General features: G+C 34.4%; 12 protein-coding genes, 1 tRNA gene, 4 pseudogenes and 1 other annotated feature. Of the genes and pseudogenes, 1 reads left to right on the top strand and 16 read right to left on the bottom strand.

Annotated elements, in window-relative coordinates:
* Window positions 1–168 precede the first annotated feature (168 nt).
* From JCM7501_RS10280 to JCM7501_RS10210, 14 genes and pseudogenes are all read right to left on the bottom strand, one after another.
* Window positions 169–244 (bottom strand) — tRNA-Thr (locus JCM7501_RS10280).
* A 61-nt stretch (window positions 245–305) separates the two neighbouring features.
* Window positions 306–950 carry an RNA polymerase sporulation sigma factor SigH gene (gene sigH, locus JCM7501_RS10275; RefSeq protein WP_013150806.1) on the bottom strand — a complete coding sequence of 215 codons (645 nt, stop codon included), beginning with the start codon at window positions 948–950 and terminating at the stop codon, window positions 306–308.
* A gap of 81 nt (window positions 951–1,031) precedes the next feature.
* On the bottom strand, window positions 1,032–1,526 hold the full coding sequence (locus JCM7501_RS10270) for an NYN domain-containing protein (protein ID WP_173571590.1): 495 nt from the start codon (window positions 1,524–1,526) through the stop codon (window positions 1,032–1,034).
* Between the two features lie 13 nt (window positions 1,527–1,539).
* Window positions 1,540–2,282, bottom strand: a pseudogene (gene rlmB / locus JCM7501_RS10265) (23S rRNA (guanosine(2251)-2'-O)-methyltransferase RlmB).
* Window positions 2,283–2,291: 9 nt separating this feature from the next.
* Complete coding sequence (locus JCM7501_RS10260; protein ID WP_013150809.1) at window positions 2,292–2,720, bottom strand: Mini-ribonuclease 3; 429 nt, start codon at window positions 2,718–2,720, stop codon at window positions 2,292–2,294.
* Window positions 2,705–4,105, bottom strand: a complete 1,401-nt coding sequence (gene cysS, locus JCM7501_RS10255) for a cysteine--tRNA ligase (RefSeq protein ID WP_013150810.1) — start codon at window positions 4,103–4,105, stop codon at window positions 2,705–2,707. The genes JCM7501_RS10260 and cysS overlap by 16 nt, the downstream gene beginning before the upstream one ends.
* Window positions 4,092–4,757 (bottom strand): serine O-acetyltransferase, encoded by a 666-nt coding sequence (cysE, locus tag JCM7501_RS10250; RefSeq protein WP_028991968.1) that lies wholly within the window; start codon window positions 4,755–4,757, stop codon window positions 4,092–4,094. Before cysE ends, cysS begins: the two co-directional genes overlap by 14 nt.
* Before the next feature lie 35 nt (window positions 4,758–4,792).
* Window positions 4,793–5,009, bottom strand: a binding site (T-box leader).
* The gene (gene gltX / locus JCM7501_RS10245; RefSeq protein ID WP_028991969.1) at window positions 4,975–6,468 is read right to left on the bottom strand and encodes a glutamate--tRNA ligase; all 1,494 of its coding nucleotides are present in this window, start codon (window positions 6,466–6,468) and stop codon (window positions 4,975–4,977) included. It overlaps the preceding feature by 35 nt.
* 328 nt (window positions 6,469–6,796) lie before the next feature.
* Window positions 6,797–7,036 (bottom strand): hypothetical protein, encoded by a 240-nt coding sequence (locus JCM7501_RS10235; protein ID WP_013150813.1) that lies wholly within the window; start codon window positions 7,034–7,036, stop codon window positions 6,797–6,799.
* 89 nt (window positions 7,037–7,125) lie between these two features.
* On the bottom strand, window positions 7,126–8,838 hold the full coding sequence (locus JCM7501_RS10230; RefSeq protein ID WP_028991971.1) for a proline--tRNA ligase: 1,713 nt from the start codon (window positions 8,836–8,838) through the stop codon (window positions 7,126–7,128).
* Between the two features lie 44 nt (window positions 8,839–8,882).
* Window positions 8,883–9,381 (bottom strand): annotated as a pseudogene (gene ispF / locus JCM7501_RS10225) (2-C-methyl-D-erythritol 2,4-cyclodiphosphate synthase).
* Window positions 9,374–10,617, bottom strand: a pseudogene (locus JCM7501_RS10220) (lipase family alpha/beta hydrolase). The pseudogenes ispF and JCM7501_RS10220 overlap by 8 nt, the downstream one beginning before the upstream one ends.
* Window positions 10,618–10,673: 56 nt before the next feature.
* On the bottom strand, window positions 10,674–11,366 hold the full coding sequence (ispD, locus tag JCM7501_RS10215; protein ID WP_028991974.1) for a 2-C-methyl-D-erythritol 4-phosphate cytidylyltransferase: 693 nt from the start codon (window positions 11,364–11,366) through the stop codon (window positions 10,674–10,676).
* Window positions 11,367–11,446: 80 nt separating this feature from the next.
* Window positions 11,447–12,550 carry a PIN/TRAM domain-containing protein gene (locus tag JCM7501_RS10210; protein ID WP_012995940.1) on the bottom strand — a complete coding sequence of 368 codons (1,104 nt, stop codon included), beginning with the start codon at window positions 12,548–12,550 and terminating at the stop codon, window positions 11,447–11,449.
* A gap of 282 nt (window positions 12,551–12,832) precedes the next feature.
* Between JCM7501_RS10210 and JCM7501_RS10205 the strand changes: the two genes are divergently transcribed.
* The gene (locus tag JCM7501_RS10205; RefSeq protein WP_012995941.1) at window positions 12,833–13,228 is read left to right on the top strand and encodes a nucleoside triphosphate pyrophosphohydrolase family protein; all 396 of its coding nucleotides are present in this window, start codon (window positions 12,833–12,835) and stop codon (window positions 13,226–13,228) included.
* Between the two features lie 145 nt (window positions 13,229–13,373).
* Here JCM7501_RS10205 and radA read toward each other — a convergent pair.
* A pseudogene (gene radA, locus JCM7501_RS10200) lies at window positions 13,374–14,745 on the bottom strand (DNA repair protein RadA).
* Between the two features lie 54 nt (window positions 14,746–14,799).
* Window positions 14,800–16,065 carry an Nramp family divalent metal transporter gene (locus tag JCM7501_RS10195; RefSeq protein ID WP_028991975.1) on the bottom strand — a complete coding sequence of 422 codons (1,266 nt, stop codon included), beginning with the start codon at window positions 16,063–16,065 and terminating at the stop codon, window positions 14,800–14,802.
* Window positions 16,066–16,100 lie beyond the last annotated feature (35 nt).

Here is a 16,100-nt window from a genome sequence, read left to right as displayed (position 1 = left end):
TTTCGTCCTCTCAAATTTTTGCTTCGCCATCCTTTTTTCCTCCTTTACACAATAAACTTATCCTAGTGTTTCTTAAAATTATGTCACAAAAGTGACATTTTATACATTTTAATTTCTGTTGTTAAAAACCAAACCTTCTATGATAAAAAAAAACTTTAACAACAAAATTGGAGCCCGCGACCGGGATCGAACCGGTGACCTCCGCCTTACCAAGGCGACGCTCTACCTACTGAGCTACGTGGGCAAAAGGGAAAATCACGACTCCGATTTTTGATTTTACTATAAAGTTTTCTAAATGTCAATAGTTAGCTGTTTCTCATTTCAAGATACCTTTCTAATTTTCTTTTTACCCGCTGTAATGCATTGTCTATAGATTTAACATGCCTATTTAGATCTTCCGCAATTTCTTGATAAGACTTGCCATCTAAATATGATACCAAGACCTCCCACTCTAATCCGCTTAATAATTCTTCCATTTTGTTTTCAATGTTAACGTATTCTTCTTTACTTATTATTAACTCCTCAGGGTCAGCAATACATTGGGTAGAAACAACGTCCAAAAGAGTCCTATCAGATTCTTCATCAAAGATAGGCTTATTGAGGGAAATATAAGAATTAAGCGGTATGTGCTTCTGTCTCGTTGCAGTTTTAATGGCAGTAATAATTTGACGAGTCACGCATAACTCCGCAAAAGCTTTGAAAGAGGAGAGCTTGTCACTTTTATAATCTCTTATTGCTTTGTAAAGACCTATCATCCCTTCTTGCATAATGTCTTCCTTATCGGCACCCACTAAAAAATAGGCGCGAGCCTTTGCTTTTACAAAGCTTTTATACCTCTCAAGAAGGTACTCTAAAGCGGCTTCGTCCCCTTTTTGAGCTCTAAAAACTACCTCCTCCTCTTCCATTTGGTCATATGTTTGATAGTAATCCTGCTGCGCCCCAGATTTCACCAATACCGCCCCCATTTATTATTCCAGCAACTTTATACGTTATAATTATACATTATATTGGTAAAGGTAGTCAAGCTAATTTTAGCTGTTTTCTGCCATTTTGCGCAGCTTTTTTACTATTTCACTATCTAAACGTTCTTCCAAATTGTCTTTATAAATTGTATTTATATAGCTTTTTTTATGGCTTTCAATATATTTGTTCATCTCCTCGTAAAGCTCTCTTGCAGACATTCTTATTGCACCATGAGCTAAAACCACCTGTTGCACAGTCCAATCAGAACTTACCACAATTACTCGCTCCTTTTTCGCTAATTCCACCACTTTTAACTCTATAAAGTGATCTGCCGATTCACCTTCTTTTGTGTAAACGACTTCAATCCCACTAATTTCTTCATGTTTTTCTAAACTTCCTTTTACATACATTGCGTCAAAAACTAAGATTATATTTATCCCTGAATATCCTCTAAAATCAGCCAATATATCTATTAACTTATCTCGCGCATCTTCCAAGCTTTTTTGCGCTTCTTTTTTTAAAATCTGCCAATTATTTATCACATTATAACCATCTACTAACATATACAAGAGAACATCACGCCTTATCTTTTCTTTTTGAAACTACCTGGTAAATTAAAAGAGAAGCAGCTACAGATGCATTTAAAGAATTTATCTTACCCTTCATAGGATTTTAACTACAAAATCGCAATTTTGTAAAACTAATTTAGAAACCCCTTTTCCTTCATTTCCGATAACAAGAGCAACAGGAAAATCATAATCAATCTCTTCAAAGCTTTTTCCTCCATTTACATCTGTACCAACAATCCATAAGCCTCTTTCTTTTAAGTTTCGTATTGTGTTGTTAATATTTGATACTTTTGCTATTTTCATATGCTCCACTGCTCCAGCAGAAGTTTTTACCACAGTAGCGTTCACTCCTACTGCCCGTCTTTTTGGAATTATTATCCCATGGACCCCAAAAGCCTCTGCGCTTCTTATAATCGCACCCAAATTGTGAGGGTCAGTTATCTCATCTAATATCAACAAAAAAGGTTTTTCTTTCTTTTGCTCAGCATACTCTAAAAGGTCTTCTACTTCAAAATATTGATAGACAGCAGACAAAGCTACAATTCCTTGATGATTTTGACTGCCGGCCAGTTTGCTTAAAGTTTCATTATCAGTGGTAGAAACTACAATACCTGCTTCTTTTGCAAGATTTATTATTTTTGAAATATTACCTTTTGCTGTTTTAGAAATATAAATTTTTTCAATTTCTTTTCCACTTTTTATAGCTTCCATTACTGGATTTCTACCAAAAATTACATCCTGCTCTTTCATAACCATCACCTATTCCTCAATAACTTGTACAGAAAGCTCAAGAATATTTTTTAATCTTTCAAATTCTCCTGCAAGATATAGATAACCTAGTAAAGCTTCAAATCCCGTAGCATACCTATAGTCCTGTACTTCTACTCCTTTAGGTGTAGTATTAGACTTAATATTCCTTCCTCTTCTAACTATATCTTTTTCCTCTTCTGAGAGAAGATCATAAATTTTTTTTATAGATTCTGCCTGTGCTTGGGCTTTTACATACTTAACTGTCTCTCTGTGTAAAAATTTAACATGTTGGTTTTTTTGGGCTACAATCCTTGTGCGGATATACAAACTATACACGGCATCCCCAATAAAAGCTAAAACAAGGGGTGACAAACTTGACACCCCCTCCTTTTCAAGAAACTTGAAATTTCCTAAAGAACCCATCACATTCTTTTCCATCTTACTCCCTCTGGCGTATCTTCTAAAATTATTCCTTTTTCTCTCAGTCTATCTCTTATTTCGTCAGCTAACTTCCAATTCTTTTCTTTCCTTGCTTGTTGTCTTTTTTCTATTAAAGCCAGTATTTCCTCATCATCAATATCAGTTTTTACAGTTCTATAAAAAAGTCCTAAAATTTCTGAGAGTTTTAAAAACATATCCAAAATATATTTTACCAATTCCTTTGAAGAATTTCCACTTAGATTTATATTAGCAGTTTTTGCCATTTCAAACAAAACTGATATGGCATCTGCAGTATTAAAATCGTCATCCATTGCTTCTTCAAACTCTTTTTTATATTCTTCAAACTTTTCTACTATTCTTTTTTCTTCTTCGTTTAATTCTCTTTCTTTGCACACAGTCAACAAATGTTTTAAATTAGCCATCGCATTTAATAATCTTTCATAAGCAGAATTGGCCTGATCCATTAAATCTAAACTAAAATTAATGGGATTTCTGTAATGGGCCATAAGCATAAAAAGTCTTAAAACTTCAGGATGATACTTTTCTGTAATCTCTCTTACTGTAAAGAAATTTCCTTTAGATTTTGACATTTTTTCATTATTTATATTTAAATACCCTATATGCATCCAATATTTAGAAAATTGTTGACCATATAATGCTTCACTTTGAGCAATTTCATTCTCGTGATGAGGAAATATCAAATCAGGACCTCCTGCATGGATATCTAAAGTTTTTCCTAAATATTTCGTAGACATGACAGAACATTCTATATGCCATCCCGGTCTTCCTCTTCCCCACGGACTATCCCATGCAGGTTCACCAGGCTTTTGAGCTTTCCACAAAACAAAATCCAATGGATTTTTCTTTTCTTCGTTTATCTCAATTCTTGCGCCTGCTTGCAATTCTTCTATATTTTTGTGAGAAAGCTTTCCATAATCCTTAAATTTCGCAGTTTCAAAATAAACATTTCCATTTACCACATAAGCATAACCTTTATCGATTAAAATCTTTATAAATTTGACTATATCTTCAATATGCTCTGTCGCCTTAGGATGAACTGTTGCTCTTTTTATACCCAAATTATCTGCATCTTTAAAATATTCATGTATATATTTCTCCGCTAATTCTTTTGTAGTAACATTTTCTTCCTGAGCTCTTTTAATTATTTTATCGTCAATATCAGTAAAATTTTGAACGTAATTTACTTTATAACCTTTATATTCTAAATATCTTCTTACCGTATCAAATACAATAAAAGCCCTAGCATTTCCGATATGGATATAATTATATACTGTAGGCCCACAAACGTACATGTTCACTACCTTATCATTTAAAGGCTGAAATTCTTCTTTTGTCCTCGAAAGAGTATTATATAGCTTCATCCTTCTTTTCCTCCCTTGCAATTAAGATTTGTTCTAACTTTTCAACTCTTTTTCTTAATTTTTGCAATTCTTCTTCCACAGGGTCAGGAAGTTTGCCATGTTCTAAATCTACACCATAGGAAGAAGCTATACGTACATTATCTTTTTTCACACAGCGAGCAGGTACTCCAACTACTGTGCTATTAGGAGGTACATCTTTTAATACAACTGCCCCTGCACCTATTTTTGAATTTTCTCCCACTACAATAGGACCTAATACTTTAGCTCCACTTCCTATAACTACATTATTTTTTATAGTAGGGTGTCTTTTCCCTTTTTCTTTCCCTGTACCTCCCAAAGTTACCCCTTGATATATTGTCACATCGTCACCAATCTCTGTAGTCTCACCAATTACAACCCCCATACCGTGATCAATAAAAAATCTCCTGCCTATCTTAGCACCAGGATGTATTTCAATTCCTGTGAGAAATCTATTAAACTGTGAAATAAGTCGAGGAAGTAAAATTAAACCCTTTTTATATAAATAATGGGCAATTCTGTGCAGTATTATAGCATGGAGCCCAGGATAACATAATACAACCTCCAGCACACTTTTGGCAGCAGGGTCTCTTTCAAAAATAACTTGTATGTCTTCTTTTAAAGTCTTAAACAATACTAAACACCTCCTTAAAAATTTACCCCCCTCATCTCAGAGACGAGGGGGGGACTCCCGTGGTTCCACTCTGCTTGAGCTTTAGACTCCACTCCTTTTAGATAACGGCACATGCCGGTAACCCCCTACTGAAATTTCAGGGATACAGCTCAAAGATGCACTTCTTATAACATATCCTCGAGCTACTCGCAGCCTATGGTAGCTCTTCTCTGAAGGCTTATGTTATAATACTCTTCTTCTCATCGCTTTTTTCCTTTATTAAATTTATCGCTCTTTTAAGCCTATTTATCACTTTATCTTTCCCTACAAGTGGAATAATCTTCACCAATTCAGGTCCATGGTCTTCTCCTGTTATTGCTACTCTGATTGGCATGAAAAACTCTTTTCCTTTTACATTTGTTTGTTTCTGCAATTTCTTAAGCAAATCTTTTACGTATTCTTCTGTTAACTGTTCTGATTCTTCTATGGCTCTTTTGATTCCCTCTAACACAATTTTACTGTTTGGGTTCTCTTCTAATATTTTCATTGTTTCCTCAGAATAGTCAACCTCTTCTACAAAAAACATCTTAGCTTTTTCAATAATTTGAGCCACATATTGAAGCCCGTCTTTGTAAAGAGATATTACATCCTTTAGCCAATTATACATCATATCATTTATTTCGTCAATGTATCCTGCCCTTCTTAAATGTGGAATAGCCAAATCTACAATTCTTTCAACAGAGCTTTTTTGTATATACTGTTGGTTCATCCAATTAAGCTTTTCAATGTCAAAAACAGGATTAGCACTGTGAATCCTTCTAAAATTAAATTTCTTTATTATTTCTTCTTTTGACATGATTTCTACATTATCCTCCGGTGACCAACTTAAAAGAGATAAAAAGTTAAACATAGCCTCTGGCAAATATCCCAATTCTCTATACTGGCCTATATAAGTATTCCCATGCCTTTTAGAAAGTTTAGTCCTATCTGGTCCCAATATTAAAGGTGCATGGGCAAATGTGGGAATCTCAAATCCTAAAGCTTTATAGATGAGTATCTGTTTAGGAGTATTGTATATGTGGTCTTCTCCTCTTATTACATGTGTAATCTTCATAAGAGCATCATCAATTACAACTGCAAAATTGTAAGTAGGCATTCCGTCTGATTTGACAATTACCATGTCCCCACCTAAAGTATCACTTTTTATTGTAATTTTCCCTTTTATCATGTCTTCAAACTCTATGACTTCATCGTCAGGAACAATAAACCTTATTACAGGTTTTCTCCCTTCTTTTATAAAAGCCTCTTCTTGCTCCTTTGTAAGATACCTACACCTTCCAGAATAACGAGGTATATCTCCTCTTTCCACAGCCTTTTTCCTATCTTCTTCTAATTCCTCAGGAGTGCAATAGCATCTATATGCTTTTTTTTCTTCAATAAGTTTCTGGGCAAATTTATGATAAATTGCAAGTCTTTCACTTTGCCTATAAGGGCCATAAGGACCTGGTTTGTCTGGCCCTTCGTCCCATTCTATACCTAACCACTCTAATTCTTTAAAAATTAATTCTTCAAAATCTTTTGAAGACCTTTCTAGATCCGTGTCTTCAATCCTTAAAACAAAAGTAGCTCCTTCACTTCTTGAAAAAAGATAATTAAACAAAGCAGTTCTTATATTCCCTATATGAATAGCTCCTGTAGGGCTTGGCGCAAATCTAACCCTCAAATTACTCATGTGTGTCACTCCATCCTTTTTTGTTAATGTTACTGTACTAGATTTAATTATAACAAATTTTGCGCTTTTTAAATAGATGAAGTGACAATTGTGTGTAAAATTCTGTAGATTAGGCGACGTTTTGCGCTAAGCGCTCGACTTGACTGAACAGTTGCTAAGCTTAGCAAGAGCAAAAGATGAAGGCGGGTCCGGAGGCAAGGATACTGGAGGCGGGCACCTGAGGCATGGGAGACGATTGTGCCCGGAATTCCGCCAGAATCTGAAGTCGAGCGTTAGTTTAGCTGTGAGGTCACCGGAGCAAGCAGTGCAAACGTCAGCTCTAAAAACTTTATTTTAAATTCATGTATTTGACTGTAACTGTAGGAATAGCACCTAATTCCTCTGCTAATTCCTCCATAAATTTTTCTTTGCCTCTTACATTCAAAGTAATAAGACCACTGCCATTTTGTGAATCATGTATTCCAAACCTTGCAATTATTTGGTCACCATGTTTTGTCAACACTTCTTGAACTTTTGGGCCAAATTCACTCCTTTTCTCCACACTAATACCCATTATATAAATATTCACAAGAGTCCCTCCTTTTTAACCTTTTGACAAATATTTTTTCACATAAAAACTTCCTTTATACAAAACAAGGGATTCCTTTAAGGAACCCCTCACATCTTCTCTTTTATAATATTTTTCACCTTTTCTACAACATCAGAAATTTTTACCTCTTCTGCTTCTTCATTTTCCCTCAATTTTATTTCCACTATTCCATCACTTACTTTTTTCCCTACAGTAATCCTTATAGGTATTCCTAACAAATCGGCATCATTAAATTTGACACCAGCTCTCAAATCTCTATCATCTATCAAAACCTCTATTCCCTCTTTTTGCAAAGCAGCATATATATCTTCGGCTACTCCATTTTGAGCTTCATTAGAAACATTGACAGGTACTATAATCACATGATAGGGCGCAACACTCATAGGCCATATAATGCCTTTATCATCATGATTTTGTTCTATAATAGCAGCCACTGTTCTATTAATTCCTATACCATAGCAGCCCATTACTATTGGCTTTTCATTGCCTTCTTCATCTACATATTTAGCTCCTAAAGCATTACTGTACTTCGTTCCTAATTTAAAAATATGCCCAACCTCTATCCCTCTGTCAATCTTAAGAGGTGAGCCACATCTGGGGCATTTATCTCCTTCAATAACATTTTTGATATCCGCCACAACATCGGCTTTAAAGTCTCTACCATAGTTTACATTTTTAATATGATAATCTGTCTCGTTTGCCCCTACTATAAAATTCCTCATTTGCGGAATCTCATTATCTACTATTATCATTACTTCACCTTTTAATCCTATAGGTCCTGCAAATCCAACTTCTGCGCCTGTAACCTTTTCCACTATTGATGCATCTGCCAATTCTAATTCCTCTTCTCTTATTTCCAAAATATTTAAAAGCTTTGTCACATTTAAGTCCCTATCCCCTCTAACTAATGCTGCTACAACTTTGTCTTTTGCTTTGTATATAAGAGTTTTTACAAACTTGTCAGAAGTAATCCCTAAAAATCCAACCAACTCTTCAATTGTTCTAACATTTGGTGTATATACTTTTTCTTTTGGCAACATCTCTTCAACTATTTCTTGATTGATAAGGCATTCTGCCTTTTCCTCATTTGCAGCATAGCCACAATTGTCACAATAAGCTATCACTGCTTCCCCTACACTAGATATTACCATAAACTCTTTTGAGTCTTTTCCTCCCATAGCGCCTGAATCTGCTTCTACCACCAAATATTTAAGCCCACATCTATCAAATATTCGGCAATAAGCCTCATACATTTTTTCAAAGGATTTATCCAAACCTTCCCAATCCACATCAAAGCTGTAAGCGTCCTTCATTATAAATTCTCTACTTCTCATGACACCAAATCTCGGGCGCCTTTCATCTCTAAACTTAGTTTGAATTTGATATAAAATAAGAGGAAGCTGCCTATAAGACTTCACTTCATTTCTAATAAGGTCTGTAAAAACTTCTTCATGTGTAGGTCCTAAGCAAAAGTCCCTTTCATTTCTATCTTTTAGCTTGAACATCTCAGGACCAAATACATCCCATCTTCCACTTTCTTTCAAAAGTTCTGCTGGAATAAGAGCAGACATTAGTACCTCTTGGCTGCCAGCTCTGTCCATTTCTTCTCTTATAATTTGCTCCACTTTTCTAAGTACCCTTTGCCCTAATGGCAAGTAAATATATACCCCCGAAGCCAATTTCCTCATCAATGCAGCTTTTAACATTAAAATATGACTGGGAATTTCAGCTTCAGCAGGAATTTCTCTTAAAGTCGGAACTAATAATTGCGATAACCTCATTTCCATCCTCCTAAGTGCATAATTTTAAGTAAATTTTATTTTACCTACTTTTTTATGTCAACATCTAATTCTTCTAAACTAACAATAACATAGGCTTTTATTCCCTCTTGTCTACCTGTAAAACCTAATCCTTCCTCTGTTTTTGCTTTTACATTTATTCTTTTTTTTTTCGATTTTTAATAATTCTGATAATTTTATTGTTATTTGCTCTTTATAAGGAGATAACTTAGGCTTTTGCGTTACAATAATACAATCAACATTATTTATTCTAAATTTATTCTCTATCATTGCCAACACTTTTTTTAATAAAAGGCTACTATCAATATCTTTATAGGCTATTTCCGTATCAGGAAAGTGCTCCCCTATATCTCCTAAACCAGCTGCTCCTAAAATAGCATCAATTAAGGCGTGTATCAAAACATCTGCATCAGAATGGCCTGCCAAACCTTTATCATGGGGAATTTCTACTCCCCCCAGTATTAACTTTCTTCCTTTTTTAAACTTGTGGACGTCATATCCTAACCCCACTCTCACTTTAACCATCCTTTACTCTAAAATTCCCTTCTTTATCAACTTCTAAACTTATACTTATATCTCTTGAAAAGCGAGATGGTTTAATCTTTTTTACAAAATTACCTTTGTTAGTCTCAATATATACCTCCGAAACAAAAGGCTCTCTTGCAGAAATGCGATATTCCCCCTCAGGTTTTAAATTCAGATGCCACACAAATTTGCCAAAGATATCATAGCTTGTAGTATTTTCACTCCTATCTAACACTACTATTTTCTTGTCAGTTATGATACTCAAATATGATACAACTTTTTCTAAAATAGAAACTTTGGGTTTTTCTTTCACCCCTAATATTTGTTGCAAATAAGGAATAGATTTATTTAAAATTCCAATATGGCCTGTTTTAACAATAAATTTTTCTCCTTCTACTCCTAACGCGCTCTTTCTAAAAACTGTACCGTCCCCTTTATCGTCTTTTATTACACCTACTGGTTTGCCATCTGGCCATACTATCTCACTTACTGGTTTTTCCACTTGAATAAACTTATTAGTATATATCCCATCTCCTGAAAAAACATAGATTTTCTTGACTCTGTCGTATAAAACTCCTACCTGTTCATTTAGACTATTCAAAAACTCATTTATAACTTTCATATACTCAATATTTTTAAACAAAATTTTATCATATCGAGTAGGATACATAAAAATATAATTTCCATATTCGCGAGAAGGCATTAAGTCTTTCACAGAAGGGATATATTTTCTAATAACAGTGATGGCGTCACTCTCTCCTTTAATTTTTGAAAATATCCACAAGAACCCTTTAAAGAGTAAATTTATAAAATCATCATCCTCTGGAGGCACAGTCCCCCCTTCCCAACCATAATAAGCATTTGTCGCTCCAAAATGGGGAGTAGCTAAAAATATCAATCTACCCACATCAAATTGATACTTATCGCTTTGAATATAACTTCTTGCCAAAAGTCCTCCCATGCTATGGCATATCAAATCTACTTTAGGGCTGCCAGTCTTAGCTTTCGCCTCTTCAATAGTCAGTTTAAGGGTATCAACAGAATCCGGCACTCTTTTCCACCATTCATAATAACATATAAATAGATTTTTCCCTTCTACTAGGCCTAACTTGCCAAATTTTCTATAAAAGGGCTATAAGCATGTGACGCAGGGCCAAAACTCCATATTTTCCCCAAAGGAGTTGGAGTAAAAATAGAGCCAAATATCCCGTGCACAAAAACTACAGGGGTATCCATACAATCACCCTCATATAACTTAATAGAAAATTCTCTATTAAATTATATGAGGATTTTTATAAAACGTTATTTTTCAAGAAGGCTTCTGCCACAATCAAATCCTCTGGCGTAGTTATTTTTATATTTCTATAATCTCCTTCAACTACTTTCACTTTATAACCCAATCTCTCCACTAACACTGTGTCATCTGTCCCTAAAAAACCATCTTCAAGTGCCTTTTGATGAGCTTTAATAATCAAATTCCTTTCAAATACCTGAGGAGTTTGAATTGCCCATAAATATTTTCTATCAGGAGTATTTAAAATAAAATTTTTTTCATCAACCACTTTTATAGTATCTTTCACAGGTACTCCTACTGCTGCTGCTTTATACAAATAAGCTTCTTTTAAAGCTTTTATAACTACTTCTTTCTCAATTAAAGGCCTTGCTCCATCATGAATTGTTATAATTTCGCAATTTCTCTCTGTGTTTATAATTCCATTATAAACAGAATATTGCCTCTCACTACCTCCTTCAACTAATTTAACTGGTTTTTTGAAAAAATACCTTTTTATTACATTTTCTTTGCAGTATTCTATTTCTTCCTTTGATACAACAGCAACAATTTCTTTGATCCAATCAATTTCATCAAAGGTTTTGAGAGAATAATACAAAACTGGTTTTCCGGCTATAGGAAGGTACACTTTATTTACTGTGTGACCCATCCTAATGCCCTTGCCTGCCGCTACTATTACCGCACTTACATTCATTTTCTCTACCTCACAAGTAAAATAATGGACACTCCAATTATATCATTTTCACATAAAAAACACAGGTTTCCCTGCGTTTTTCATATAGCCTTTTCTTGTTCTGCCTGTTTAGGCTTTGCAAATATCATCCTTCCTGCAGCAGTTTGCAAAACACTAGTAACAAGCACTTCTATGGTATTACCTATGAATTTTTTGCCACCATCTACTACAATCATCGTGCCATCGTCCAAATAAGCAACTCCTTGTCCGGCCTCTTTCCCATCTTTAATAACTTGCACCACCATTTCTTCTCCCGGAAGAACAATTGGCTTTACCGCATTGGAAAGCTCATTTATGTTTAAAACAGGGACCCTGTGAAATTCTGCTACTTTGTTTAAATTATAATCATTAGTTATTATTTTTCCCTTTAACATTTGGGCAAGTTTCAAAAGTTTTGTATCTACTTCTGCCGCATCAATTTCCTTATCTACAATTTCCACTTTAATATTTAACTCATTTTGTATCTTATTTAAAACATCTAGTCCTCGTCTACCCCTATTTCTCTTTAACGAATCTGAAGAATCTGCAATATGTCTTAATTCCTCCAATACAAAAGCCGGAATTATCAAAGGTCCTTCAATAAAGCCTGTCTTACATATGTCAAATATCCTACCATCTATAATTACACTGGTGTCCAAAATTTTTGGTATTCCATTGTATTCGTTTTTAACAGTCTTTTGCGGTCCCAACCTTTTCATAAAGGAAAACACATTTAAAATATCATCTTTTTTCTTTAAAGAAATTCTAATGCCCAAATACCCCAAAAGCAAATTCAAAAGAATTGGCACTACTTTTCCTACAACTAAGATAGGATAAAGAGGCGCGCTCAGCAAATTAGCCACAATAAGCCCTACTATTAGCCCGAATGCCCCTATTAAAATTTCATCAATCGGCATATTCTGCAATTTCACTTCCAGCCACTGTTCAAAGTCTTTCCCCCACTTTATAAATTTAGGAGAAATGACATAAAATATAATTCCACCCATTAAAGTACCTATAATATAAGCTATTACCGTTGAAAAATAATTTAATTGTATAAGCACAAAGTTCTGATCTTTTACAAGATTTAACAAAAGCTTTGTCAGTTCAAAGCCCGCTGCCATTCCCAGTAATCCAATTCCACCTCTTATAATTTTATACAACATATTATCACCTCCCATCTCTATTATTGGCTATTTTTCACATTATTATAAGCAAAATTGGGGAAAGGAATAAAAATATTTCACAATTTTTACACGTATAATGTGGCTGCCAATTACAGTATACTACTTATGTAGAAGGATTGTCAATTTAACAAAAGATTAAAATTACATTAATGCTATATAATGTATTTAAATGCCATTCTAAATATTGACATGGAAATAGTTTAAGTCTATAATAAAAGCAAGGAGAGCCTTAAAAACTCATAGAACGGGAGTGGACAAAAAATGAAAGATATTATTGTAGACGACCTTCAAAATACAGTAGACGAATATCTCTTACGCCATAGAAGTATAATGGACATACTTACAAAAATACAAGAAAGCAGTGCCCGTATAAATAGAGCTGTTGCTAAATCAGTAACTGAGTGCGGTTGCATAAGGATAAATGCCACCAAACAAGAGACTCCCCCTGACGCAACTTTAGAAGAAGCCCATAAATATTTTAAAACCCATCTGGAAGGTCAGCTTTGTGAAAACTGTAAAGAGGTAATAGAAGCAGAAATAGGCAACAATGTATTTTACATAATCGCTCTGTGTAATGTTTTGGGACTTAATTTTTACGATATACTTCTTAAAAAACATAAGGAATTAAATACTTTGGGTATATTTAATATGCTGTAAATGATAAGCGTCCCTTCTATGGAGACGCTTTAATTTGTTGACAAAGTCAAAAATTTTTTAAAGGAGATATTTTGCATCGTAGCTCCAGTGTTCCAAAGCGACAAAATCCTTTCCAAAAGTTTGTCTACAGTCTGAAGCATCTCTTCTATGGAGATGCTTTTTGTTCTATTTTTTTTAAAAAATCCACAATCTCCTTTATATCCCTTATTTTAGTAATCTTTGTATTCTCAAACTTTTTTATCTCTTTTGTCTTCATGTCAGGGATAAAACTTGAGAAAATCCCATCTTTTGTGCTTCACTTATTCGTTTATCTATATTACTAACTCCTCTAACCTCTCCTGTCAATCCCACCTCTCCTATAAAACAAACATCTTCAGGAATAGGTATATTAAAATATCCAGAAAGAGAAGACACAATTATCCCCAGGTCAGCAGCTGGTTCTTGAATTTTCATTCCTCCCGCCACATTTACATATGCATCAAATTGCGAAAGATTTATACCAAGTCTTTTTTCCATAACTGCTAAAAGCAATATAAAGCGATTGTAGTCAAATCCAGTAGCCATTCTTCTCGGCACTCCAAAGCTAGTCTTACATATCAAAGACTGCACTTCCATTAAAATTGGCCTCGTCCCTTGAATGGAAGACACAACCGCAGTCCCCGGAACATTTTTAGGCCTGTTTGAAAGAATAAATTCAGAAGGATTTCGTATTTCGCGGAGCCCATCCTCCTCCATATCAAAAACTCCAATTTCGTGAGTTGCGCCAAAGCGGTTTTTGACAGCCCGCAATACCCTAAAAGACTGGGTTCTATCTCCTTCAAAATATAGAACCGTGTCTACCATATGTTCCAAAACTTTAGGTCCCGCTATTGCTCCTTCTTTTGTAACATGTCCTATCAAAAAATACTTATGTCTTTTTGCTTTGAAATCTCCATCAACTTTTGAGTCACTTGCCTTATCTGAGAAATACTACCCGGTATTGTCTGACTTTCCTCAGTGTACATCGTCTGTATAGAATCAATAATAACAAAATTTGGATTTATGTCATTAATTTTTCTCTCTATCTCCTCTATATTTGTCTCACACAAAAGATATATTCGCTGTTTTTCTTTCAAAATTCTATCTGCTCTCAATTTAATCTGCTGAATTGATTCCTCTCCTGACACGTAAAGAACTACTTTTTCATCAGAAATATTCCCTGCTACCTGAAATAACAAAGTAGACTTCCCAATTCCTGGGTCACCACCTATCAAAACAAGAGACCCCTTTACAATTCCGCCACCTAAAACCCTGTCAAACTCTTCAATCCCTGTCCTTATCCTTTCCTCTTCTGAAAAAGTTACATCTTGAAGAAGATATATTTGAGATGTATTTTTAGTTATTTTAAAATTTTTTAGATTCTCTATAACTTCTTCCTCAAAAGAATTCCAGCTTTCACAATTAGGACATCTTCCCATCCATTTACTACTTTCAAAACCACACTCTCTACATACAAATTTTGTATTTGATTTGGCCATATCTCCACCATCTTTCTATCTTTCGCAGAATTCTCTTTTAATTATATCACACTTTTATGCACCTCCCATAAAAGTGAAATACAGAAGCAGCCCATTTAAAAAGATTATAACGGAAGCCACAATTATACCAATAATTTTTTCAATAGGTGTATTTATAAATTCACCCATAAACTTTTTTTGAGAAGTAATCAAAAGCATTGGGATTATAGCCATAGGAAGTTCAAAACTCAAAATCACTTGGCTTATAATAAGGGTTTTAAAAGGATCAATTCCCAATAAAATTATTATTAAGGCTGGCATCATGGTTATAAGTCTTCGTAAATTTAATGGAATATCCAAATCTACAAAGCCCTTCATTATAGTCTGCCCTGCCATTGTACCTACTGCAGAAGAAGATAAACCAGAGGCCAAAAGCGCTATTCCAAAAGCCCAGCTGGATAAGGGACCTAACAATGGTTTTAATGACATATGAGCTTCTTCAATAGACTCTACCACTATTCCATTTTTATAAAAAACAGCCGCCGAAACTATTAGCATAGCCGCATTTATTATAAATGCTATATTCATTGCCACAAAAATATCTATTTTTTCCATTCTTAAGTGTTCTTTTTTTTCTTCTAATGTATTCCCCTTATTTCTATATTGAACTAACTGGGAATGCAAATAAATCACATGGGGCATTACTGTAGCTCCTAATATTCCGACCGCTATTAACAAAGCTTCTCTATTTGGAATAGAAGGAATCACAGTATGATACAATACTTTTCCCCAATCTGGTTTTGCTAAAAAAAGTTCAAAAGCGTAAGAAAAGCTAATAATTGATATTAACAAAAAAATAACCATTTCAACTAATTTTTGCCCATATTTTTCTAAGTATACAATAATAAAAGTTATAAATCCTGTCAAAAGTCCTGCATACATAAGAGGTATACGAAAAAGCAAATATAATCCCAAAGTACCGCCTAAAAATTCCGCCAAATCTGTAGCCATAGCCGCTAATTCTGCTGCTATCCACAAGACCCAATTGACTTTTCGTTTAAAAACCAAACTACACATTTCTGGCAGATTACGTCCCGTTGCGATTCCTAATTTCGCAGCCATGACTTGCAAAAAAATGGCCATAATATTGCTCCAAAGTATTACCCATATTAAATGATAATTAAATGTAGAACCTCCACTTATATTTGTAGCAAAATTTCCTGGATCAATATAGGCAACACTTATCACAAAAGCCGGTCCGAAATATTTTAAAACCTTTTTAAAAATATGAGAGAGAGAAAAAAGTTTTTCAGTCGCTATGATAGTCTCATGATTTTCCAAATTAACTCCCTCCATTTTAGACAAAACTAAATTTA

Source organism: Thermoanaerobacter thermocopriae JCM 7501 (genome assembly GCF_001310975.1).
GTDB lineage: Bacteria > Bacillota > Thermoanaerobacteria > Thermoanaerobacterales > Thermoanaerobacteraceae > Thermoanaerobacter > Thermoanaerobacter thermocopriae.
Note: the sequence above shows the minus strand (reverse complement) of the source record. Positions and strands in the feature narration are given on the sequence as shown.

Bases quoted from the DNA above. Each gene is read 5' to 3' on its own strand.
- ispD (WP_028991974.1), bottom strand. From the start codon at position 11,366: ATGAATGTAAGTGCGGTAATAGTAGCGGCAGGCAAGGGCATTAGGATG.
- JCM7501_RS10260 (WP_013150809.1), bottom strand. From the start codon at position 2,720: ATGGAAAAGAATGTGATGGGTTCTTTAGGAAATTTCAAGTTTCTTGAA.
- gltX (WP_028991969.1), bottom strand. From the start codon at position 6,468: ATGAGTAATTTGAGGGTTAGATTTGCGCCAAGCCCTACAGGAGCTATT.
- JCM7501_RS10230 (WP_028991971.1), bottom strand. From the start codon at position 8,838: ATGAGGTTATCGCAATTATTAGTTCCGACTTTAAGAGAAATTCCTGCT.
- JCM7501_RS10205 (WP_012995941.1), top strand. From the start codon at position 12,833: ATGAAAGATATTATTGTAGACGACCTTCAAAATACAGTAGACGAATAT.
- cysS (WP_013150810.1), bottom strand. From the start codon at position 4,105: ATGAAGCTATATAATACTCTTTCGAGGACAAAAGAAGAATTTCAGCCT.
- JCM7501_RS10210 (WP_012995940.1), bottom strand. From the start codon at position 12,550: ATGTTGTATAAAATTATAAGAGGTGGAATTGGATTACTGGGAATGGCA.
- JCM7501_RS10270 (WP_173571590.1), bottom strand. From the start codon at position 1,526: ATGTTAGTAGATGGTTATAATGTGATAAATAATTGGCAGATTTTAAAA.